The sequence below is a fragment of the Bellilinea sp. genome (assembly GCF_053501535.1).
The window spans coordinates 1-23107 of sequence record NZ_JBRCOK010000102.1 but is presented as its reverse complement, the minus strand read 5'-3'; the positions used below and the strand labels follow the sequence as shown (position 1 = coordinate 23107).

The 23107-nt window shown below is 53.6% G+C and carries 18 protein-coding genes and 1 tRNA gene; 13 read left to right on the top strand and 6 right to left on the bottom strand.

Annotated elements, in window-relative coordinates; translation table 11 throughout:
- Positions 1-257 precede the first annotated feature (257 nt).
- Positions 258-329 (bottom strand) — tRNA-Lys (locus ACWIZX_RS10190).
- A 153-nt stretch (positions 330-482) separates the two neighbouring features.
- Between ACWIZX_RS10190 and ACWIZX_RS10185 the strand changes: the two genes are divergently transcribed.
- From ACWIZX_RS10185 to ACWIZX_RS10150, 8 genes are all read left to right on the top strand, one after another.
- Positions 483-2057, top strand: a complete 1575-nt coding sequence (locus ACWIZX_RS10185; protein ID WP_448335679.1) for an ABC transporter ATP-binding protein — start codon at positions 483-485, stop codon at positions 2055-2057.
- Positions 2054-3343 (top strand): ABC transporter permease, encoded by a 1290-nt coding sequence (locus ACWIZX_RS10180; RefSeq protein ID WP_322791989.1) that lies wholly within the window; start codon positions 2054-2056, stop codon positions 3341-3343. Before ACWIZX_RS10185 ends, ACWIZX_RS10180 begins: the two co-directional genes overlap by 4 nt.
- Positions 3344-3349: 6 nt before the next feature.
- Positions 3350-4627 carry an ABC transporter permease gene (locus ACWIZX_RS10175; protein WP_448335678.1) on the top strand — a complete coding sequence of 426 codons (1278 nt, stop codon included), beginning with the start codon at positions 3350-3352 and terminating at the stop codon, positions 4625-4627.
- 175 nt (positions 4628-4802) lie between these two features.
- Entirely contained in the window at positions 4803-5708 is a 906-nt protein-coding gene (locus ACWIZX_RS10170; protein ID WP_448335677.1) for an ABC transporter ATP-binding protein, read from the top strand.
- Positions 5705-6907, top strand: coding sequence for an ABC transporter permease (locus tag ACWIZX_RS10165; protein ID WP_448335676.1), 1203 nt, complete (start codon positions 5705-5707; stop codon positions 6905-6907). The genes ACWIZX_RS10170 and ACWIZX_RS10165 overlap by 4 nt, the downstream gene beginning before the upstream one ends.
- Before the next feature lie 17 nt (positions 6908-6924).
- On the top strand, positions 6925-8154 hold the full coding sequence (locus ACWIZX_RS10160; RefSeq protein ID WP_448335675.1) for an ABC transporter permease: 1230 nt from the start codon (positions 6925-6927) through the stop codon (positions 8152-8154).
- Between the two features lie 224 nt (positions 8155-8378).
- Positions 8379-9653, top strand: a complete 1275-nt coding sequence (rho, locus tag ACWIZX_RS10155) for a transcription termination factor Rho (RefSeq protein WP_448335674.1) — start codon at positions 8379-8381, stop codon at positions 9651-9653.
- Positions 9650-10747 carry a peptidoglycan DD-metalloendopeptidase family protein gene (locus tag ACWIZX_RS10150; RefSeq protein WP_448335673.1) on the top strand — a complete coding sequence of 366 codons (1098 nt, stop codon included), beginning with the start codon at positions 9650-9652 and terminating at the stop codon, positions 10745-10747. Before rho ends, ACWIZX_RS10150 begins: the two co-directional genes overlap by 4 nt.
- Position 10748: 1 nt before the next feature.
- Here the strand turns inward: ACWIZX_RS10150 and priA are convergent, their stop codons facing one another.
- Genes priA through ACWIZX_RS10130 form a run of 4 tightly spaced genes read right to left on the bottom strand, consistent with a single transcriptional unit; the run spans position 10749 to position 15649 of the window.
- Positions 10749-13268 carry a replication restart helicase PriA gene (gene priA / locus ACWIZX_RS10145; RefSeq protein ID WP_448335672.1) on the bottom strand — a complete coding sequence of 840 codons (2520 nt, stop codon included), beginning with the start codon at positions 13266-13268 and terminating at the stop codon, positions 10749-10751.
- A gap of 3 nt (positions 13269-13271) precedes the next feature.
- Positions 13272-14117 (bottom strand): AmmeMemoRadiSam system protein B, encoded by an 846-nt coding sequence (gene amrB, locus ACWIZX_RS10140; protein WP_322792089.1) that lies wholly within the window; start codon positions 14115-14117, stop codon positions 13272-13274.
- A 47-nt stretch (positions 14118-14164) separates the two neighbouring features.
- Positions 14165-14923: a hypothetical protein gene (locus ACWIZX_RS10135; RefSeq protein ID WP_448335671.1), complete on the bottom strand. Its 759-nt coding sequence runs from the start codon at positions 14921-14923 to the stop codon at positions 14165-14167.
- A gap of 3 nt (positions 14924-14926) precedes the next feature.
- Positions 14927-15649 (bottom strand): hypothetical protein, encoded by a 723-nt coding sequence (locus ACWIZX_RS10130; protein ID WP_448335670.1) that lies wholly within the window; start codon positions 15647-15649, stop codon positions 14927-14929.
- A gap of 76 nt (positions 15650-15725) precedes the next feature.
- Here ACWIZX_RS10130 and ACWIZX_RS10125 point away from each other — a divergent pair, with 76 nt between their 5' ends.
- From ACWIZX_RS10125 to uvrC, 4 genes are all read left to right on the top strand, one after another.
- Positions 15726-16805, top strand: a complete 1080-nt coding sequence (locus ACWIZX_RS10125; protein WP_322792091.1) for a prohibitin family protein — start codon at positions 15726-15728, stop codon at positions 16803-16805.
- 65 nt (positions 16806-16870) lie between these two features.
- Positions 16871-17896, top strand: a complete 1026-nt coding sequence (gene selD / locus ACWIZX_RS10120; protein ID WP_448335680.1) for a selenide, water dikinase SelD — start codon at positions 16871-16873, stop codon at positions 17894-17896.
- Positions 17859-19532, top strand: a complete 1674-nt coding sequence (gene ggt / locus ACWIZX_RS10115) for a gamma-glutamyltransferase (RefSeq protein ID WP_448335669.1) — start codon at positions 17859-17861, stop codon at positions 19530-19532. Before selD ends, ggt begins: the two co-directional genes overlap by 38 nt.
- Positions 19533-19549: 17 nt before the next feature.
- A complete protein-coding gene (uvrC, locus tag ACWIZX_RS10110) occupies positions 19550-21415 on the top strand; it encodes an excinuclease ABC subunit UvrC (RefSeq protein ID WP_448335668.1) in 1866 nt (621 codons plus the stop codon).
- Between the two features lie 5 nt (positions 21416-21420).
- Here uvrC and ACWIZX_RS10105 read toward each other — a convergent pair whose 3' ends face one another.
- Positions 21421-22449: a lysylphosphatidylglycerol synthase transmembrane domain-containing protein gene (locus tag ACWIZX_RS10105; protein WP_448335667.1), complete on the bottom strand. Its 1029-nt coding sequence runs from the start codon at positions 22447-22449 to the stop codon at positions 21421-21423.
- Positions 22450-22603: 154 nt separating this feature from the next.
- Here ACWIZX_RS10105 and ACWIZX_RS10100 point away from each other — a divergent pair.
- Positions 22604-23107 (top strand): transporter substrate-binding domain-containing protein (locus ACWIZX_RS10100; protein ID WP_448335666.1); only part of this gene is annotated, 504 nt, incomplete at its 3' end.

The window sequence follows — 23107 nt, the reverse complement described above, 5'->3', positions numbered from 1 at the left end:
CCCATTCCCCCCACGCCAACGCTCAGCCCGACGGCTACTCTGGTATTGGCTACCCCGACCCCGGTAGAAAGCGAAACTTCTGAAAATTCTCCGACCCTGTTGTTCCTTTTTGTCGGGCTTGGTCTTACCGGAACGGCACTGGCGGTTTTCTTCTCGCGGAAGAAGAAGTAAATTCCAGCAGGTTGCCATCCTGGTTGGTTTTATGACAGGGGCTCGAATAGCATCCCCTTCCGGGGACCCTGAACCAAATAAAAAAGTGAGCGTGCAGGGGCTCGAACCCTGAACCAATGGCTTAAAAGGCCACTGCTCTACCATTGAGCTACACGCCCGCGCCCAAAATTTTATCACGCCCTTGCAAGTCCGTCAACAAAATTCGCTGAAAATCATACCCTTTCGGGAAATCTGTCCCCTCTCCTTATGGTAAAATACCTTATCCAAAATCTTTCCCTGTCTGGGACTTTTTTGCACCCCCGGAGAAAAATATGACACCTGTACTGGAACTTCGTGGGATTACCAAACGCTTCCCCGGTGTACTGGCCAACGATCATATTGACTTAACGCTTGAACAGGGGACTATCCACGCACTTTTAGGGGAAAACGGTGCCGGAAAAACAACCTTAATGAACATCCTCTACGGCCTTTACAAGCCGGATGAAGGAGAAATTTTTGTCAACGGCGAGCCGTTTCACGTGCATTCCCCTTCGGATGCCATTGCCCGCGGCATTGGCATGGTACACCAGCACTTTATGCTCATCCCCGTCTTCACCGTTACCGAAAACGTGATGCTGGGGGAAGAAAGTCTTAAAACCGGCGGGTTTCTGGACCGCGAAGCAGCCGCCAAACGCATTCGCGAAATCTCATCTCAATATGGCCTGGAAGTCAACCCGGATAGTTACATCAAGGACTTGCCGGTCGGCGTTCAGCAGCGGGTGGAAATTATCAAGTTGCTGTATCGAAACGCTAACATCCTCATCTTCGACGAACCAACCGCCGTACTGACCCCGCAGGAAGCCGATGAATTGTTTGAAATCATGCACTCCCTTACGGCTCAGGGCAAGTCCATTATCTTCATTACTCATAAACTGCGTGAAGTACTGCAGGTTGCCGACATTATCACCGTCATCCGCCGCGGCAGGGTGATCGGCTCCGTCCTTCCTTCCGAAGCGGACCAAAGCAAACTGGCAACCATGATGGTTGGGCGAGAAGTCAAACTGGAACTGGAAAAAGAACCCCCCAGACCCAAAGAAACCATCCTCAAAGTCGAAAACCTGATTGTCACGGATGATACTCATCAGGTTGCGGTGGATGATGTTTCCTTTGAAGTGCGCGAAGGTGAAATTTTGGGCATTGCCGGTGTTCAGGGCAACGGTCAAACCGAGCTGGTGGAAGCCGTTACCGGAATGCGAGATGTAGAAGATGGCAAAGTCTTCCTGATGGGCAAAGATGTCACCCACGCCATCCCGCGCAAATTCACCGAAGCCGGCACCGCTCACGTACCTGAAGACCGGCAGCGAGACGGTTTGGTATTGCCCTTCCCGGTAATGGAAAACCTGATGCTGTGCACCTACTACCTGCCTCCATTTGCTAAAGGCGCAATCATTCAATGGGACTATGTGATGCAGAATGCCACCCGGCTAGTGGAGGAATTCGACATCCGCACGCCTTCTATCTTCACACCGGCCGGTTCACTTTCGGGAGGGAACCAGCAAAAAGTGATTGTCGCCCGCGAGCTTTCCCGTCCCATCCACTTACTGGTGGCTGCCCAACCTACCCGCGGTTTGGATGTTGGTTCAATTGAATACATTCATTCCCAAATCCTCAAACGGCGAGATGAAGGGGTAGCCGTATTACTGGTTTCTACCGAACTGGATGAGATTATGCAATTGTCGGACCGCATCGCCGTGATGTACCGCGGCAAAATCACAGCCACGGTCTCTGCCGAGGAAGCCAGCAAAGAACTGATCGGCCTTCTCATGGCTGGTGTGCCACTGGAAGACGCCCGTCAGCAAATTCAGAAAAAAGCCGCACAATCTGAAAAGATCGGGGGTGCGAATTGACCAGCAATTCCGAAGAACCCAAAAAACCCGGTGTTGGACAGATTTTTCTCGAAGAATTAAATAATCAATTTAAACCACCCAAAAAAGACGACAAGAAAAGAGGTGGAATCAGTCAAACCATTTTGATTCCCCTCCTTGCGGTAATCACCGGCCTGATCATTGGCGGGATTTTTATCATTCTCACCACCGAACAGGTTTACGCCGCTTTTGGGCAATCGTTTGGCGCAGGACTGGCAGCCGCATGGGATGCCGTTTCTAAAGCTTACTCGGGCCTATTTACCGGCGCATTTGGCGATCCGGCGCGCATGATTGCCGCCCTTCAATCCGGTGATGAACTGCAAATCCGCCGTGCTTTCAACCCCTTCCTGGAAAGCCTGGTTACCTCCACACCCTACATTTTTGCGGGGTTGGCTGTTGCGCTGGGTTTTCGTGCTGGTGTGTTCAATATCGGCGCCGAGGGTCAAATTTTCATCGGCGCGATAACGGCAACTTTTGTGGGTTACTCGGTCACCGGCCTGCCGGCAATCATTCATGTTCCGCTGGCGCTGTTAGCCGGGGCAGCCGGCGGCGCCTTCTGGGGCTTCATACCCGGCTGGTTAAAAGCCAAAACCGGCGGACATGAGGTAATCAACACCATCATGATGAATTACATCGCCTTCCGGCTAAGCGATTTTTTGCTGACCGGCCCAATGAAACGCCCCGGCTCCTTCAACCCGGTCAGCCCGGAGATTTTGCCCAGCGCCTGGCTGCCACGCTTTTTCCCAGACCCGATTCGATTCCACCTTGGCTTCTTCATCGCTTTGGGAATTGCTTACCTCGTCTACTGGTACCTGTTCAAAACCACCTGGGGGTTTGAATTGCGTACAGTAGGAACCAACCCCAATGCTGCCAAGTACGCCGGCATGAACGTCACCAAAAACATTGTTCTGGCGATGAGCCTTTCGGGCGCATTGGCCGGTTTAGCCGGCGCTAACGAGGTACTGGGCGTCAATCGCAATCTGGCAATGGCATTCTCTTCCGGTTATGGTTTTGACAGTATCGCCCTGGCACTGTTGGGGAATAACCACCCGCTTGGAGTGGTACTTGCTTCCCTGCTATTTGGCACCCTGAGAAGCGGTGCCACAAGAATGCAATTGACTGCCGGTATTCCCAACGACATTATTTCCATTTTGCAAGCCGTCATCCTGGCCTTTATTGCCGCCCCGGCAATCATCCGCACCATTTACCGCCTGCGTAAGCCAACCGTCGAGGAAGCGGGTGTAACCATTCGTGGGTGGGGAGGTTAATCGAATATGGCAACAACAACCAACAGCCAGATGTTCCATAAAACCTTTGTCCGCGAATCTCCCGTCCGCCAGCGCGTGATGGGTGTGTTTTTCCTTGTGTTGGCGCTTTCCATCTGGTTCTTTTTTGCCCGCTCGGTAGATGGCAACGCCATCGCCAGTTTTGGCCTGAGTACCTTTCAGGCAAAAACCCAACTCGATCCATGGAACCTGCCAGCTCTGAACACGTTGTATGTCTTAGCCGTTGTGTGCGCCATTCTGGGCGGCATTCAACTATCGCGTGGCTTCAAAAAATACACCAACGCGGTTTTGGCGGTAGTCGTGGGAATATTTGTCTTTGGCTTCCTGGTCTGGGCAACCGCCGGCAAATCGCTCAATCTGGTAGGTTTGTTCAATACCACCTTGAGCAAAGCCGTTCCAATTACCTTAGGTGCTCTTTCTGGCATACTCTGTGAGCGATCAGGAGTGGTCAACATCGCCATCGAAGGCATGATGCTGAGCGGTGCGATGGTTTCAGCGCTGGTAGGCAGCATTACTCAAAATGCCTGGATTGGATTGTTCGCCGCGGTCTTAACGGGTGCTTTGCTGGCATTTGTGCACGGCATCTTTTCGATCAAGTACAAAACCAACCAGATTATCTCCGGCACGGTCATCAATATTTTTGCCACCGGTTTGACCTCTTACATCTCGGCAAAGTTTTTGCAGGTTTATCCAGCATTAAATACGCCACCTACCTTTGGGGCCATCGCCATTCCACTGCTGGCAGATATTCCTGTGATCGGCGAGATTTTCTTCGTCAACAACCTGTTCGTCTTTGCAATGTTCATTTTCATCATTATCCTGCAAATTGCCCTTTTTCAGACACGCTGGGGGCTGCGGGTGCGCGCCGTGGGTGAGCACCCCAAAGCTGCCGACACATTGGGCATTGACGTTTTCAAAACCCGCTATACCTCGGTCATATTGGGCGGCATGATGGCCGGCTTTGCGGGAGCCTACTTTACCTTAGGTTCCGCCGGCCGCTTTGACGAAGTGATGACCGCCGGTCGCGGCTTCATTGGTCTGGCAGCCATGATCTTTGGCAACTGGATCCCCACAGGTGGTTTTGCCGCCGGTTTACTGTTCGGCTTTGCCGACTCACTGGCTTCGCGCATGGCAATTCTGGGAATTGCCATTCCGTCTCAGTTCCTGCTAATGCTGCCCTACATCGCCACAATGATAGTGCTGGCTGGTGTGATCGGTAAAGGTCATGTGCCGGCTGCCGATGGTATCCCTTACGAAAAAGAATAAATTGGGTTGAAGAAATCTTAACAAAAAGGCAAAACGCTTGAGTCCGGCGTTTTGCCTTTTTTACTTGTTATAATTTTCTACGCTTACTGCTATCTCAGTGAAACGAAACGCAGCAAACTTGCGTAAATATCATATCCAATATTGTGTCCAGTCGACTCACAAAGGTGGAATTTTTATGACCTCTATCCAAGTCAATCAAATCAGCAAACGCTTTGGCAGCCAACAGGCGGTTGATCAGGTTTCTTTTGAAGTTGAGCCGGGCGAAATCTTCGGCTTGCTTGGCCCGAATGGCGCCGGCAAGACGACCACCATTCGCATCATTCTGGATATTTTCAAACCCGACAGCGGAGAAGTTGTAGTCCTTGGCGGCAAAATGAGCGAAGAGAAGAAAAATCGCATCGGTTACCTGCCGGAAGAGCGAGGTTTATATCAGGATATTACCCTGGAAACCTGCCTGAATTATTTGGCCCGCCTGAAAGGTTTAAAACCGGCGGAGGCTGCAGCCCGCGTTGAACAGATGATGAAACGCTTTGACCTGTACGATCACCGGAAAAAGAAGGTCAAAGAATTAAGCAAAGGCATGCAGCAGAAAGCGCAACTCATTATCACCCTCGTTCATGACCCGCAATTGATCATCATTGATGAACCCTTCAGCGCACTCGACCCGGTCAACACCCAAATGGTTAAAGATTTATTGCGTGAAGAACGCGACAAGGGCAAGACCATTGTCATGTGCAGCCATCAGATGCATCAGGTGGAAGAATTATGCGACCGGCTGGTGTTAATCAACCGTGGAAAAGTGATGCTTTATGGAAAATTGAACGATATCCGCCGCCAGTATTCAGGCCAGGAAGTCATTGTGCATCCATTGAACGATTTACCTGCTCAAATTCCCGGTGTAAATCGCATTGAGCGCGAAAACTCCGCCTACATTCTGCATCTGGCGGATCAAATTACCCCTCAGACAATCCTGAAAAATCTGGTAGATCAAGGCATTGCGCTGGAACGCTTTGAAATCGCCCTGCCCACACTGGATGAGATTTTCATTCAAGTGGTCACTGCCCGCGGAGAAGTCTCATGAACAAGTTCTGGGTTGTTTTCAAACACGAATACCTGCGCCACGTCAAGCGTAAGCGGTTTATTTTTGGGCTGCTTTCCATCCCGCTTTTTATGGCGGTCATCATGGGAGTCAGTATCCTGGCGGCTGTCTTGAGTGAAGATACCCGCCCGGTTGGTTATGTTGACCAGTCCGGTCTGTTCAAGGACGCCCAACCGCTTCCATCCAAAGGCAGTGGTTTCTTTGCGGAGAGGGTCAAAATTCTGACCTTCAATGATGAAACAGAAGCGGGCAAGGCTTTAGAAGATGGAAAGATACAGGCATACTACATCATCCAGGCGGATTATCTTGCCACCGGCAATGTCAGGATGATCGCAAAAGAGGCGGTTGATTCGGAGGTTCACCGCGATTTTTCAGAATTTCTGCTGGCAAACCTGTTGAAAAGCGAAAACCCAACCATCCGCACCCGCATTCTGGAAGGACCCGAGCTGACCCTGCGAACCTTTGATAGCGACCAAAAATTCAACAGCCGCAACCCTTTCGGTTTTCTAATTGCCATCTTCTCCGGCGTGATCTTTCTGCTGGCGGTCAACACCAGCGGTGGTTATTTGCTTCAGGCGGTGGTGGAAGAAAAGGAAAACCGCACCATGGAAATCGTGGTGACCTCTCTCTCCACAGATCAATTCATGGCCGGCAAAATTTTCGGCAATTTGAGCGTGGGATTGACACAACTGCTATTCTGGCTGGTCATGGCCGGCGTTGCAGCCTTAGTTGCCTTTCGCGCCTTCCCCGACCTGAGCGAAACGGGGATTGGTTTCTCCTTTTTTGGTTTGATGACACTCACCTTTTTGCCGGCTTTCATCATGATTGCAGCACTGATGACGATGGTCGGTGCAACCGCCACCGAAGCGCGTGAAGCTCAACAGATTGCCGGTCTCTTCAGTCTCCCGATTGCCATTCCCTTCTGGTTCATTGCCGCCATCATGGAAAATCCCAACGGCCCTCTTGCCATCGGCTTCAGTTTCTTTCCTTTCACAGCCCCCATGACCCTACCATTGCGCTCGATGTTGACCAATTTACCGGTCTGGCAAATCGGGCTTTCGGTTGGCTTATTATTCGCTGCTGCTGCTGCATCCATCTGGCTGGCAAGCCGGGCGTTCCGCCTGGGAATGCTCCGCTATGGTAAAAAATTGACCCTGGCAGAAATTCTCCGTCCCCGCTGATCTGGTGAGGTATTTCAATGAAAAAAATCTGGCTTGTCCTATCCCATGAAATCGAAACCATCGTACGCAGCCGTTCCTTCATCCTCACCCTGATTCTGGTACCGCTGGTGGGGTTTCTCGTAGTTTTTATTGTGGGCATCCTTCAACGGAATAATCCCAGCCCCGATTTGACATCCCTGCTCCTTCCCGAGCGACCACCGGTAAAAGGTTTTGTGGATTATAGCGGCATCATTCTGGAGGTACCCGAAGAATTGGGCGAAATTGTTCGGGCATATCCAAATGAAAGTGACGGACTGCAAGCGCTCAAAGAAGGTCAAATTGCAGTGCTGTATGTCGTATCACGGGACTATCTGGAAACAGGCAAAATTGACCTCTTCGCCCAACAAATCAACCTGCTGGAAGACAGCGGCAATGCTTATCCGGTGGATTGGTTAATTCATTACAACCTGCTGAAAGACAAACCCCAACTGCTCGATCGTGTCGTTCAGCCACTCAACCTGAAGGTTGAATTCATTGCTACTGAAAAACCACCCCGTGATCCAAACGACATGCTGACCTTTTTTGTGCCGTATGGGATTACCCTGTTCTTTTATGTCTTTATTTTAGGGTCAGCCTCCCTCTTGCTCAGCAACATCACCACCGAAAAACAAAATCGGGTCATGGAAATTTTGCTTACCTCGGTCACTCCCTCGCAAATGATGACGGGTAAAATCATCGGGCTGGGTTTGGTTGGGCTGCTGCAGATGGTTGTATGGCTGGTTTCGGCATTAATCCTCCTTCAATTTAGCGGAAGAACCTTCACTGCGCTTCAGGGCATTCAAATTCCGCCTGCCATCATCGGGTGGGGCGTTCTCTATTTCATTTTGGGCTATACCATTTTTGCCGGTCTGATGGCAGGCATAGGCGCACTGGTTCCCAATCTGCGTGAAGCCTCACAGGCCACTTTTCTGGTCATTCTACCCCTGATCATCCCGCTCATGTTTATTTCGCTGCTGATTCACCGCCCCGATGCAGCGCTCTCAATCGGCTTGAGCCTGTTCCCGTTAACCTCACCCGTGGCTATGATGACCCGCCTGGCAGCCACTCCGGTACCAATCTGGCAACTGGGGCTGGCAGCCGTGCTGCAGGCCCTCACGGCGGTATTCATCATCCGACTTGTATCGGGAATGTTTCGAGCGCAAAATTTGCTTTCCGGACAGTCATTCAGCATAAAGGTCTTTCTGCAAGCACTGGCTGGAAGATCGTGAGAGGAGGTTGTCTGATCCATTACCCGAACGGCTTGCAACACATGAAAGGGAATGTTATAATTTTTTCAGGCCAGAGACAGGGCTGATTCGTATCGGTTTGTTCAGATCGTCAAAACGATTTTCTTCCCCTTTTCTCCTTATAAAAATTCCCTTACCCATCAATCAGGACTTTGTACCTGTTGATCTGGCTTGACCCCATCCCCCACAATCACGGAAGAGAATAAATGGAAATTCTCGAACTCGAAAAAGCGCCTCTGGCAACCTTGCGCGAAATTGCCAGAGAGTTGGAAGTGCCAAACGCCTCGCGGCTGAAAAAAGAAAATCTGATTTTGCGCATCCGCCAGATGCAAGCCGAAAAAGAAGGCCAGGAAGTACGCGGCGGGGTGTTGGAAATCTTGCAAGAAGGCATTGGCTTTTTGCGCACCAATTATCAAATTGGGCCGGAGGATGTCTATGTCTCGCAGGCTCAATTGCGCCGCTACGAATTGCGCAGCGGTGACCTTGTCATCGGCGTTGTGCGGCCGCCTCGCGAATCGGAACGGCATTACGGCCTGTTGAAAGTCGAGAGCATCAACGGTATGACACCGGAAGAAGCCCGCGACCGCCCCGTCTTTGAACGCCTGACCCCAATTTTCCCGGATAAACGCTTCGATCTGGAAACAGACCGCAATATCCTTTCCACCCGTCTGATCAATCTGATTGCCCCCATCGGGCGTGGTCAGCGCGGCATGATTGTTTCACCCCCAAAAGCCGGCAAGACCACCATCCTCAAACAAATTGCCAACGCCATTACGGTCAAAAACCCGGATGTGCATCTGATTATCGCCCTGATTGGTGAACGCCCGGAAGAAGTAACCGATATGGATCGCTCCGTGGATGCAGAAGTGGTTGCCTCCACTTTTGATGAACCGGTCACCGCGCATATCCGCGCCGCCGAAATCACCCTGGAACGTGCCAAAAGGTTGGTCGAAATTGGACGAGATGTGGTAATATTGATGGACTCATTAACCCGGCTGGCGCGGGCTTACAACCTCGTGGTCAACCCTTCCGGGCGAACCTTATCCGGCGGTATGGATCCATCGGCCTTGTATCCACCCAAGCGCTTCTTTGGAGCAGCCCGCAATCTGGAAGAAGGCGGATCTTTGACCATCATCGCCACCGCTCTGGTAGATACCGGTTCCCGCCTGGATGACGTGGTATATGAGGAATTTAAAGGTACCGGCAACATGGAACTCCATCTTTCACGCCGATTGCAGGAGCGCCGGGTTTATCCGGCCATTGATATTGAACGCTCCTCAACCCGTCGTGAAGAACTGTTGCTCGGCCCGGATGTCCTTCAGCGCGTTTGGCTGATGCGGCGCATGTATCTGCAAATGATTTCACCCCCGCCGCAGGGAGCAGGAATGGATCCGGCCGTAGCCACCGAAGCGATATTGCAGCGCATGGCAAGAACCAAGAGCAATGCGGAGTTCCTCGAAAGCCTGACGGAGGATATGTGAATCAAACCAAACCAGAAATACCAGCCAGCGAATCCTCCTCCGCTGCTGGTTCTGGGTTCGTTGCAATACTTCTCTGGGCAGCGGCAGTGGTCATGATCGGTCTGGCCGTTTTCATGGCTTATCAACGCATGTTTGACCATGGCACATCTGCGGGTGTGGCAGTCGCCAACGCCCCTCTGGATTTACCACCCGCCCCCCAGCAGGTCAGCCTGCCCCTCTTTCAACCAGAAACTCAACCCGTTGCATTGCACCGACGGGCAAACCTGCGAACCATTTTACCTACCCGTCCGCGTGAACAGGAAATTGTTTACCGCGTTCAGGCGGGTGATTCCGTATTCGGAATTGCTCAATCTTTCAACCTGAAGCCCGAAACGGTCCTGTGGGCAAATTACGATATTCTCAATGACGACCCCCACATGATCTCGATCGGACAGGAATTGATCATCCCGCCAACCGATGGCGTCCTCTACAAATGGAAAGAAGGCGATACCATCGAAAAAATTGCGGCAACCTTCAAAGCCGACCCGCAGGATATTTTACTCTACCCCGGTAATAAACTTGATCTGGCCAACCCGGTCATCGAACCCGGTAGGTATGTCATGATTCCAGGGGGATCGCGTGAATTCCGCACATGGGTTGTGCCCACCATCCCGCGTGGCCCGGCGGGTGTGAATAAATCCATCTACGGCCCGGGTGCCTGCGATACCGGCGCCGGCGGTGCCTTTGGCACCGGCACATTCGTCTGGCCGACCCGCAACCGTGTCCTTTCCGGCAATGATTACTGGCCGGGTCATCTGGCAATTGACATTGCGGCCTACACCGGTGACCCCATTTATGCTGCCGACAGTGGTGTGGTCGTCTATGCCGGCCCGGTCGGCGGGGGTTATGGCAACATGGTCATGATTGATCACGGCAACGGTTACCAGACTCTCTACGCTCACCTTTCAGCCTGGAATGTGCGCTGCGGGGCCAGCGTCTCACAGGGACAGGTCATCGGTCAGGCCGGCAGCACCGGTCGTTCCACCGGACCTCACCTGCACTTTGAGGTGCGCTATCTGGGTGGATTTGTCAACCCGTGGTACGTGCTGCCCTAAGTTAAAGTAAAGAGTACGGGTCCACTTCCACCCGCCAATCCCCCCAATCCTTACCGCGCAATACGCTGGCAGGATCCATCCCGCGCAGGATGATCTGCCAGCGGTATTGCCCGCTTTCTTTCGCAAAGAAACACGGCACCGGTCCAATGATTTCGGTTTCCGGATAAGCGCTGAGCATGATCCAATCTGCTACACGTTGCGCCATTTCCCGGGCCGCAGTTTCGGCCGCGTTGGCGTTGGGATGACGGTATTCCATTCGAACCAGACGCGAAAAGGGCGGGTAGCCCATTTTCCTGCGCTGTTCAATCTCATACTGGTAAAAACCGGCATAATCATGTCGCGAGGCTGCCCGAATGGCATAATGCTCCGGCTGAAAGGTCTGTAAAATCACCCGCCCGCCCAACGGACTGCGTCCTGCCCGCCCGGCAACCTGCGTAAGCAGCTGGAACGTCCGCTCCGCAGCCCGAAAATCATCCAGATTCAAACCCGCATCCGCCAGTACAACACCCACCAGGGTAACTCGCGGCAAATCCAGTCCTTTTGCCAGTATTTGAGTTCCCACCAAAATATTCGCTTTCCCCTCCGCAAATGCCTCCAAAATCGCCTGATGTGCACCTTTTTTCCGCGTGGTTTGGGAATCCCAGCGGATTACTCTGGCCTGTGGAAAATGAATGCCGACTTCCTGTTCTACCCGCTCTGTGCCGGCGCCGAATTGACGAATATGGGGGCTGCCACATTGTGGACAACTTCGCGGCATCTGCCGCCGGTAGTTGCAGGTGTGACAGATCAACAAACGCTGCGATTCATGGTACGTCAGGGGACGTTCACAACGGGGGCAGCGCAGCGAAGCGCCGCATTCCCTGCAAAACACATAGGTTGCACTCCCCAATCGGTTCAGGTACAAAATCGCCTGCTGCTTGCGATCCAACACTTCTCGCAGAGCCTGCTGCAACGCCCGTGAAAACATGGAACGATTGCCTGCTTTCAATTCCTGCCGCATATCAACTACCTCAACCGGAGGAAGTGGAAGAGAAGTCGTTTCAACTTCCCCCTCTTCGCTCGTCGAAGAAGAACGTCCACCGGTCAGGAACGGTTGCACTGCCTCGCGATGCGCCATAATGCGCTGCGGCAACTCCAAAACTGGCCAGCCTGCTCGGCGGGCCTGATAGATCAGACCAATCTCTGGTGTTGCCGAACCCAGAATCACCACTGCTTGAAGAATTTCAGCATAATGAATGGCTGCCTGAACGGCATGATAGGCCGGCGCCGGCTCGGATTGATAATAGGACGAATCATGAAATTCATCCACCACCAGCAAGCCAATCTCCGGCAGCGGCGCAAACAACGCGCTGCGCGGCCCCACAATCACTTGCAGCAAACCGGCCCTGGCACGCTGCCAGGTATCATAACGTTCCCCCGCCGAGAGCCGCGAATGAATCACCCCTACCCTGCCGGGAAAACGGCTTTGAAAGCGCTGAATGGTTTGCGGCGTCAGGGCAATTTCCGGTACTAGTACAATCGCCTGTTTCCCCCGATCAAGCGTGTGTTGCACCGCCCGCAGGTAGATTTCGGTTTTACCTGAACCGGTAATCCCATGTAAGATAATCGGTTTTAGGCTGGGGTTTTTGTCTGTGTTGAGGTCTGCAAGAATTGCCTGCAACACCCGTGTTTGGTCGGCAGTAAGCACAGGCGGCGGCAAAGGCGCGATATTTAAGTCTGCCAGTGGATCACGCCAGCTTTGAACCGCTTCAAATTCAATCAGCCCCAACGCTTCCAGTTTTTTTAAGTCTTGCGGGGTAACCCCGCTGGCAGCCGTAACCCAGTGGACTGCCACAGCCTTTTGCTCGTTTGCTAAAAATTGCAAAGCCTTCTTACGCCGTTCGCGCGCCGGGCTGCCCAACTTCCCCAACAATTCCTCTGCCTGCCCGATCTGTTCTGCGGGTATGGCCAGCCGAACCAGCCGCTCCATGCGCGGCCGCAGTGCAGATTGAGCCAGATACGGCTGGCTGATGACCACTCCCCGTCTGACCAGAGCCTGCAATGCCGGTTTCCAGTTGACCCGCCGAAAGGCCGCTTCGATTTGCCGGCCGCGCAGTTCACCGCGCTCACTCAACAACTGAACAAGACGTTTCTGTAATGGGCTTAACTGCTCGGCTTCAACCGGGCGGGCCGGGTTCAGGCGCACCAACAGGTCTGCGGGCTGTGCCAGTCCCGGAGGGAGCATCAAATCCAGACAGGACCCCAGCCCAGCCAGAGTTTCGTGGCTTAACCAGCGTGCCAGTTCCATCTGCGCTGCGGTCAATACCGGTAAAGCATCCACCAATCCTTCCACAGGGCGGGTTTCCGGCACATTGGGTTGGTTCACCATGCGCAGGACAACGCCCTGCACTCGCTGACCTCCCAGCGGCACCACCACCAGACAACCCGGTTGAACCTTTCCTTCCAGGCCTGCCGGCAGGTGATAGTCGAAGGGTTGCAGGCGTCCCGGAATGAGTACGGCTACTTCGGCAAACTGCGTCAACCCTTAATCCCGTTGCAGCACAACTGCCGCGCCATAGCCCACCACGGAGGAGGAGTCTAAGGTTTCTTCAGCGGAGGTGCTGTAATGTAGAATTTTGACCTCATTCCCGCCCAATTCACGCGCTGCAACCAGAACCGCGGCTACTGCACCGGCACCACACGCAAAACCGGTGGCGGCCTCCTCAGCCTGCAATACTCCCTGTGGTGAGAACGCCTCGATCAGGCTGAGCATTTCTGTATCCAGCTGGTTGGCAATTGGCAAGGGATAAAAATGGGAAAGATCGGTGCTGGCGACCAGCAAAGCATTGCGATGTTTCAATACCTTGGCAAGCGCATTGCCGAGAATCTGTGCCATGCGCCAGTCCTTGCGGCGCACCATCACTGGCAGAAGAGAAAATGGTTTGTTCAATGCCCGTTGAAGGAAAGGAAGCTGGATTTCCAGCGAGTGTTCATCATCATTGGCGATTGGAGTAAGACCGATGGTTTCTTCCGCAAGCAGTTCTGCCAGTCCATCAGTCAAATCGCGTTCAACCGGTACTTCTCCCAGCGGTGTAAAATAACTGCTGTGCGCGCTGGTCAGCACTGGGGCAGGGTAATAAGCGTGCATGGGCGAAACAATCGCAACCACATCAAATTCCTGTCCAAGGACGGTCTTATAAGCATGTCCGGCGGTGCGGCCGGAATAGCGATGTCCGGCATGTGGTGCAATCAGAGCAATAACTTTACCATTCAGCGGTGGGATTTGAGCCTGTGCAATATACTGGTCAATTTGCTGAGCCAGTTGTTGGGGATCGGCGCTATACCACAAACCGGCGATTGGCGAAGGTCGTACAGCAGAAATCTTGCCCATTCCTAACACTCCTTTCCCTGCTTTTCATTATACAACCAACCCAATAATTAAAAAATTCCTCCCTGCCAGAGAATTGCATCCAGTTGAACCGCAGCCGCACCCTGTTGCAGAGCTGTAATGACATCCTGCTCGCGGAACAATCCACAGCCGAGGATCAATGGTAAACCACAGTCACCCCAGCGCAGTAAAGTCTGTAAAGCAAGTGGAAAGAGTGCTGGACCATACAGCCAGCCCGTTAAGACACCCCAATGTGGATCTGGCAGACTTCCAAGCGGCGCACCGATGGTCAGCGCACAGAAACCCGCCGCACCTGCCTGCTTTATCCATTCTTCGGACATTTGATTCAGTGGCACGCGCAAGACAAGCGGAAGATCACTGCGGAGTGATCGCAGAATTTGGGCGGACTGTTCAGCACTCCATTCCTGCGGCAGGCTGATTTCCACCGCCGTTACCGCTGAACAGGTTTCCACCTGAGCGAGCATCCTCTCAGCCGAATGCGGATCTTCTAGCAGCAGGTGCACCCACACCGGAATTTTGGAGCGAGCCCAGCGTTCAGTATTTTCTTTCAAAGCAGTCCGCAAACCCGGATTGAAACCCCCATTGTGCAACAAAACCCCACCTGCAAAACGCATCACCTTGCGGTTAACTGCCGGAGGACGGGCTTTTTCGGTGAGCGGCGGAGTAACATAGGCAATTGGCGGCTGATACTGCCAGTACGGCAAAGGTGGGTTGAACCCCAACGCTCCCGCGCTGTTCATCCAACCCTTTTCCAGCATCAACTCCTGTTTCGCCGTCAACACCGCCATGCCTCATCCCGGCTGATTTTCCACTAATCCAGCTACTGACCAGTTGATTTGGGAATAGTCAAAAACCACCCCTTTACGACAGGCCAGCAGCCAGCCTTTGCGGGCAGGTAATGCACACACACCGCATTCCGCCATTCCCGCGCAATATACCGGCTGGCGTACCATCACTTCCACACCATCCTTTTTGGAAGGAAATGAAAATTTCTCATCAATTTCCTTAAAAAAGGCGGCCACTGCCGGTAAAGAGCCCTGAACAGCAATAAAATCTGCCCACTGCCACCATTCTTCACGCTGGTTTAGTGAAAAAACCTCTATCAAAGCAGGTAAACGCAAGGGGCTGTGTTCTCCACAAAACACGATCTCGGCACCTTGACGCACCGCCTGCTGCATCAAAGGCATCAAGTAATGCACCCCCTCATCCAGCGAAACGCAGGCAACCCGCCGGCTGGAGCGCGGCAGGGTAAAACCGCGTCCAATCGGCCCGTGGATACTCAAACGACCACCCGCCTGCCATCCCGAAGGGATTGCCCCCGCCAGATACCATTCACCGCGTTCATCCATAGCCGGGTACAACGCTGTTGGAAGCAAGTCAGCCATCGGATCGTGAAATCCAATCCACAGCTGGCCAGCCGAGAAGGGAAGCTGCTCTCCGGAGGATAGGCGGATCATCACCTCACCTTCAACCGCCGAATGGAAGATTTGTTCAATCAAAAAGTGAGATTTCATTGATCACTGAACTTGCACAATGCCGTGTTCATGCTAGTATAATACAATCGTTTCACCAATTTGTGAGGAGATTATCATGAACATCGCCAATTTGTTTCAGGGTTTAGCCACACTGGCATGGATGCTGTTCTTCGGCCTCCTGGTGCTGGTGCTGGTACGCGCCAGCCGCAACCGGCCGATCAAGAATGCCTCGGTTACCGTGCTGACCACATTGGTTTTAGCCATCCTGTTAACCGTTGTTTCTGCCGGGCTGGTTTTTATTGAACCACAAGAACGCGGGGTGGTCATTTCTGCGCTTTCGCCCACCGGTTACCGCGAGCAGGCACTGGAACCGGGGTTACGCTGGATTATTCCGTTTGCCGAAAGGGTAGTGCGTTACCCCATCTCCCGCCAGACCTATACCATGTCCATAGCTTCTCAGGAGGGACAAATTATTGGAGATGACTCCATCACCGCCCGCACGGCTGACGGTCAGGAAGTTTTCATTGACGCCTCGGTTATCTTTGAAATTGACCCTGCCAAAGTGGTCGAAGTTCACATCCGCTGGCAGGACCGCTACACAAACGAACTGGTGCGCGCGCTCACCCGCGGGATTATCCGCGATGCGGTTTCACAGTACGGCGTTGAAGAAGTATACAGCACAAAACGCGGTGAAATGACCCAGCAGGTTTTCGACGCGCTTTCCATCAAACTCGCCGAAAACGGCTTACGATTGGTGGATTTTGTGCTGCGCAACATCACCTTCTCGCCTGAATACGCCGCCTCCATTGAACAAAAACAGATTGCCGAACAGCAAGCCCAGCAGGCGCGTTTTGTGGTCGAACAAAAACGCCAGGAAGCCGAACAGGCCCGCCAGATTGCTCAGGGACGCGCCGATGCCGCCGTGATTCAGGCCAAAGGTGAAGCCGAATCGCGCCTGATTCAGGCTGAAGCCGAAGCCAAAGCCTTACAGATCATCTCTGAAGCGCTTAAAGATAACCCGGAATTATTGACCTACCAGTACATCACCAAACTTTCCCCCAACATTCAGGCACTGCTTTTACCCAGTAATGCCCCCTTCATTTTCCCCTTGCCGGATGTGTACAACCCCAATTCCAACCCTGCCCCTGCGCCAACCACGCCATCACCGGCAGTTGAACCCACTCCCACCCCATAAGGAGTTTTTGAACCGCGAACATGGAATCACAGCCCGCCAAACCGCCTTCTGGCAAACAAATTCGGCTGACCAGTCTGTCTTCCTGCGCCGGTTGAGCATCCAAACTGCGCGCTGAAGCGCTGACGCAGGTGCTGCGTCCGGTCCGCCAAATCTTTCAGCCAGCCGATTTTCCAAATCTGCTGGTCGGTTTGGATTCGCCCGATGATGCGGCTGTCTGGCGGGTGGATGATCAGCGCAGTCTGGTAATGACCACCGACTTCTTTACCCCGGTAGTGGACGACCCTTATGATTACGGCGCCATTGCTGCCGCCAATTCCCTCTCGGATGTGTATGCAATGGGCGGTACACCCTTCCTTGCACTCAATATCGCCGCTTTGCCGCCGGATTTACCGGTTGAAATCAGCAGCGAGATCATCCGCGGCGGTGCCGAAAAAGCCCGCGAAGCCGGCGTGGTCATTGCGGGGGGGCATACCATTCAGGATAAGGAACCCAAATACGGTCTGGTGGTGCTGGGGTGGGTGGAACAGGCGCATTTGCTCACCAAGGGCGGGGCACATGTCGGTGATCAGCTGGTTTTGACCAAACCACTTGGTTTTGGGGTCACCACTACCGCGCTCAAGCGGCAAATTGCTTCCGCTGAGGACGTAGAAGAAGTAGTCAACTGGATGAAACAGTTGAACCAGCCGGCTGCCCAACTGGCGCGTGAATTTCAACTACGCGCAGCCACGGATATTACCGGCTTCAGTTTGCTGGGGCATGGACTGGAGATGGCACTGGCGAGCGGCTGCGGCTTTCGTTTGAACTTTGAAGCCATCCCCTTCGTCTCCTGTGCGCGCAAGTACGGCGAGAAGTGGACTTTTCCCGGCGGCGCAGCCGATAACCGCCTGTACTTCAGCGAACATATCCGCTTTGCGCCAACGCTGGATGAGGTCAGCCAGATGCTGTTATTTGACCCTCAAACTTCCGGCGGTTTATTAATCGCCGTTCCGCCGCAAAAACTGAATGATTTGCTGAAACGGGCAGAACAAATACACCAGCCGGTTTGGGTTATCGGTGAAGCAATCGAAGGGACAGGCATTGAAGTTGTTTGATTTCGCCAGCCTGAATGACTTAAACTTCAACTCACGGCGGTCGCCTGTATTGGGCAGGCAGGGCATGTGCGCATCCTCCCAGCCGCTGGCAACCGCTGCCGGTCTTGCAATTTTGCGCCGCGGCGGCAATGCGGTGGATGCCGCTATTGCTATGGCGGCAGTTTTGAATGTCACCGAACCCGGCTCGACAGGATTAGGGGGTGATTGTTTCGCTCTGGTCTATGAAAAGCAAAGCCGTTCGGTGTATGCTCTGAATGCTTCCGGACGTTCCCCCGCAGCCCTGACGCTGCAACGCCTTCAGCGCGAAGGTTTGGGGGATAATCTTCCGCCGTTGCATCCCTATACCATCACCGTGCCGGGGGCTTGCGCCGGCTGGTGCGACTTGAACCAGCGCTTTGGACGCCTGACGCTTGCCACAATTTTTGAGCCGGCGGTTCACCTGGCAGAACAGGGGTTTCCGGTTGCGCCTTTGACCGCCTACTACTGGCAGCGCGGGGTGGAAAGATGTTTGCGCCATGCTCTCAATGGCGAAGAACTCACCCTTGACGGGCGTGCCCCGCGCCCCGGTGAGATCTTTCGTAATCCCGGCCTGGCACGCACATTGAAAACGATTGCAGAAAGCGGAAAGACCGCTTTCTATCAGGGTGAAATTGCCAGAGCAATCGTCGAGGCGGTGCAGCAAGCCGGCGGCTGTTTGAGTGAAGCCGACCTTGCCAGCCATCTCAGCACGTGGGAACAGCCGATTTCCATCGAATACCGTGGGATGCGCATTTGGGAATGCCCTCCCAACGGGCAGGGTCTGGCCGCCCTGCTGGCGCTGAATCTTCTGGCAGGCTTCGAGCTTTCCAGCCTGCCGGCGCTGAGCGCCGACCGGCTGCATCTGGAAATTGAAGCCATGCGGCTGGCTTTTGCGGATGCCTTTCACTATGTAGCCGACCCGGCTTTTACCGAAATCCCGTTACAAGCCTTACTCAGCCCGGCTTACGCCGAACAGCGCCGTAAAAGGATTGATCCGCAGCGGGCAGCCAAAAACGTCCAACACGGCCAACCGATGAGCGCCAGCGATACCGTATATCTATGCGCAGTAGATAGCGAGGGAAATGGCTGCTCCTTCATCAACAGCAATTACATGGGGTTTGGAACCGGCATTGTTCCCCGCGGCTGGGGATTTTCCCTTCAAAACCGCGGGCATAATTTCAGCCTGAACCCCACCCACCCCAATGTGCTGGCACCCGGCAAACGCCCCTACCACACCATCATCCCGGCACTGGCAACCAGCTCCAATGACGAACTTTTTGCCGTATTTGGTGTAATGGGCGGCTTTATGCAGCCCCAGGGACATTTGCAGGTGGTAACTGCTCTGCTGGATGACCATCTCGACCCGCAAGCCGCCCTCGACCGGCCGCGCTTTTGCATTCAAGCTGAAAACAGCCCGGCGGTGGTGGCTTTGGAGGAAGGCATCCCACCGCAAACCATCCAGGAGTTACAGAGCATGGGACATTCCGTTGAAACGGTCAGGGGTATGGGGCGAGCTTTGTTCGGACGCGGGCAGATCATCTTGCGTGATTCAGAAACGGCGGCTTTATGGGGCGGAAGCGATCCGCGCGCGGATGGTTGCGCTATGCCGCTCGGCTGAAGTAAAATATAGAACAAATGGTTGAAGTCAGTTCACATCTTCAGGGAATTTTAGATACCCTGCCCAACAAACCCGGTTGTTACTTGATGAAAGATGCCGAGGGGCAGGTGATTTACGTCGGCAAGGCAATTAACCTGCGCAACCGTGTGCGATCCTATTTTCACAGTGGTCAGGATCAGGACTTAAAAACCCGTCAGTTGGTTCAACGCATTCGCGATATCGAGTGGATCGTGGTCGGCTCTGAGCTGGAAGCCCTGATCCTTGAGATGAATCTGATCAAGAAGCACCGCCCGCGTTATAACATCCGCCTCAAAGACGATAAACGCTACCCCTACATCAAAGTTCATTGGGCTGACCCTTTCCCCAAAGTAACGGTCACCCGCCAGATGGTACGGGATGGCTCACGTTACTTTGGGCCCTACACCAGTGTGTGGGCGGTGCATCAAACCCTGGATGTATTGCGACGCATTTTCCCCTACCTGACGTGCGACCGCGTCATCACCGGCAAAGATGAACGCCCCTGCTTGTACTACGAAATAAAGCTGTGCAGTGGTCCGTGTATCGGCGCTGTAGATCAGGCTTCCTACCGGCAGATGATCAGCGATTTGTGTGAATTTCTCGAAGGTCGTACGGCTGCAATTGTGGAACGTTTACGCAGTGAAATGGAACAGGCTGCTGAAGAATTGCGCTTCGAGCGGGCTGCTGCCCTGCGCGATCAAATTTTCGCTATTGAACGGGTTGTGGAAAAGCAGAAGGTCATCAGCAACGATCAAATCGACTCGGATGTGATTGCCATTGCCCGCGACAACGGCGAAGCGTGTGTCCAGGTTTTTTTCATCCGTGCCGGTAAACTGATCGGGCGGGAATACTTCATACTGGAAGGGGCGATGGGAGAGCCGGATAAGGAAGTCATCGAGGAATTCATCAAACAATTCTACGCTGAGGCCGCCAGCATCCCCCAACAGGTATTGCTGCCTCAGGAAGTTGAAGAAGCCCAGATTATCAGCCAGTGGTTGCACAATCGGCGCGGCGGTCAAAAGGTGGAGTTAATCGTCCCGCGCAACGGCCCACCGCACGAACTGTTGCAACTGGCCACCGAAAACGCGGTTGAAACCCTGCGCGCACTCAAAGCCCAGTGGGAAGCCGATACCAACCGTCAATCGCAAGCGCTGGCAGAATTGCAGCAAGCGCTCGGACTGGGGCAACCACCCAACCGCATTGAATGTTACGACATCTCAAACACTCAAGGTACAGCGGCCGTGGGCAGCATGGTCGTGTTCGAGCAAGGGGTTCCCCGTAAATCGCTTTACCGCCGTTTCAACATCCAAACGGTCAGCGGTCCGGATGACTTTGCCAGCATGGAGGAAGTCCTCACTCGCCGATTCCGCCGCTATCAGGCTGCTCAGCAGGAACGCGAAGCGCCCGGCGCAAAGCTCGATCCTGCTTTTGCCTTGCTTCCGGATTTACTGATTGTTGACGGCGGCAAAGGGCAACTCTCCCGTGCAGTAGCCGTACTGCAAGCCTTTGAATTGCAGGATAAAGTGCCGGTGATTGGTCTGGCAAAGCAGCAGGAAGAAATATTCCGCCCGGCTCACAAAGAATCATTGATGCTGCCGCGCCATTCTCAGGCGTTATTCCTTATCCAGCGCATCCGTGATGAAGCCCACCGTTTTGCCATCACCGCCCATCGTAACCGGCGCGGTAAAGCCGGGCTCGCCTCGCGGCTGGATGCAGTCCCCGGTATTGGACCGGCGCGCCGCAAAGCGTTGTTAAAAAAATTCGGCAGCATCGAAGCCATTCAACAGGCCAGCCTGGAAGAGTTGATGAGCGTGCAGGGAATCAACGAAGAAACCGCCATGGCTTTAAAGACCATGCTGGATTAATCGTTTTATTCCACCTCAAGAGTGCGGTTAAGCGGCTGAAGGGGTTCTTCCTGCAAGTTAAGCAGGCGGGTTGAAAATGCCCATGTAATCAATCCCAGACTCACACCAAACCAAAGGGTTGCCAGACGGATAATGACGGTTGCTGCTGAGGCAATTGCTGGCGCTGCTCCACCAACCAGTACCAGCATACCGGCAATCGAGGCTTCAGAAGCGCCCAAACCACCCGGCAGCGCCGAAACGGCTCCAACCACGGTTGAAAATGCCAGAATAAAGACCGCGTTGGAAAAAGTTTCTAAATTTGCCGGCATTCCCAGACCGGTGAGGATTAAATAAAAGCCAATTCCCTCGCCAAACCACGATACCGTTCCCAACCCTACCCCCACCAGTGCCGCCTGAGGACGAAAAAGAACAAAACTGCCCTCATAAAACTCGCGCAGGGCGGGAACGGCTTTGCCAATTACGGGCAGCCGCCCGGCGAAAGCCAGAATTCCCAGTGCCAGCGGTCGAATCTGAGAAATTACGATGCCCACCAGCAAAACGCCTAAGATGATGCTGAAGGCAGGCCAGTACTGTGGATGAGCAATGACTCCCAATACCGAGAGCATTAATACGGCCAGGCCGTCGCTGACCCGTTCGGCAACAATCAACGAAACACCGCGCGCCACCGGAAGTCCGGTTTGCTGTTGCAGCCAGATTCCTTTGAATACTTCACCCACTTTGCCGGGGGTCACTGCCAGCGGAAAACCGGCCACAAATATCTGCAAACTGCGTTTCCATGCAAATCCGCGCACTCCAACCTGATTTAGGTAGTACTGCCATTTGATGAACCGCAGGGTGTAATTGAACAGGGTGAACAACAGCGCCAGCGGAAAGAGGCGCCAGTCAAAGGTCTGCAGCAGTGCGCCAACTTCACGAATATCCCCCAGCAAAGTCAGGCCGACCATCACCGCAATCCCCAGCAGCAGACCCGGCACCATTTTCCGCAAAATGGAGGACTTTTTTAAAGATTGATCTTCGCCAACCGATGCGGACATGCCCTCGATTATACCCGAACAATTCATCAGGTTGCGGATACGCCGAGGCTGAAGAATGGGCATGGTATAATTAAAAATATCTTGTGGCTGTTCTGTGAACCATCATCACTCTCAAGCCGACATCCCCACATCAAAAATTTGCAGGAGGAGAAACGTGAAACGCTCAGTCTATTTGATTCTGTCCGCTTTATTTCTGGCTGCGCTGGTATTAAGTGCGTGCCAGCCGGCTGCCACACCCACCCCGGCTCCACAGGAAGGTTACCCTGTCGAACAGCAGCCTCAACCAACCGCTCCGCCAAAAGAAGCCTACCCCGCCCCGGCGAGCAGCACCCTGCGGGTGGCAACCGATGCAACTTTCCCACCCTTTGAAATTGTAGATGAAACCACCAAAGAATTGACCGGCTTCGATGTCGAGCTGATGAAAGCCATTGCCCAAAAAGCTGGTTTTCAACTGGAATGGAGCAATCTGCCCTTTGATTCGGTGCTGGCGGGTCTGGCACAATGCCAGTTTGATCTGGCAATCGCTGCCATCACCATCACCGATGAACGCAAGCAGCAAATGCTCTTCTCCGACCCCTACATCAACGCCGGGCAGATTGTGGTCATTCGCAAAGGGGACGACAGCATCAAATCCAAAGACGACCTGGCCGGCAAGACG

Bases quoted from the DNA above. Each gene is read 5' to 3' on its own strand.
- ACWIZX_RS10185 (WP_448335679.1), top strand. From the start codon at position 483: ATGACACCTGTACTGGAACTTCGTGGGATTACCAAACGCTTCCCCGGT.
- ACWIZX_RS10175 (WP_448335678.1), top strand. From the start codon at position 3,350: ATGGCAACAACAACCAACAGCCAGATGTTCCATAAAACCTTTGTCCGC.
- ACWIZX_RS10170 (WP_448335677.1), top strand. From the start codon at position 4,803: ATGACCTCTATCCAAGTCAATCAAATCAGCAAACGCTTTGGCAGCCAA.
- ACWIZX_RS10165 (WP_448335676.1), top strand. From the start codon at position 5,705: ATGAACAAGTTCTGGGTTGTTTTCAAACACGAATACCTGCGCCACGTC.
- ACWIZX_RS10160 (WP_448335675.1), top strand. From the start codon at position 6,925: ATGAAAAAAATCTGGCTTGTCCTATCCCATGAAATCGAAACCATCGTA.
- rho (WP_448335674.1), top strand. From the start codon at position 8,379: ATGGAAATTCTCGAACTCGAAAAAGCGCCTCTGGCAACCTTGCGCGAA.
- amrB (WP_322792089.1), bottom strand. From the start codon at position 14,117: ATGGGCAAGATTTCTGCTGTACGACCTTCGCCAATCGCCGGTTTGTGG.
- ACWIZX_RS10135 (WP_448335671.1), bottom strand. From the start codon at position 14,923: ATGGCGGTGTTGACGGCGAAACAGGAGTTGATGCTGGAAAAGGGTTGG.
- ACWIZX_RS10130 (WP_448335670.1), bottom strand. From the start codon at position 15,649: ATGAAATCTCACTTTTTGATTGAACAAATCTTCCATTCGGCGGTTGAA.
- ACWIZX_RS10125 (WP_322792091.1), top strand. From the start codon at position 15,726: ATGAACATCGCCAATTTGTTTCAGGGTTTAGCCACACTGGCATGGATG.
- uvrC (WP_448335668.1), top strand. From the start codon at position 19,550: ATGGTTGAAGTCAGTTCACATCTTCAGGGAATTTTAGATACCCTGCCC.
- ACWIZX_RS10105 (WP_448335667.1), bottom strand. From the start codon at position 22,449: ATGTCCGCATCGGTTGGCGAAGATCAATCTTTAAAAAAGTCCTCCATT.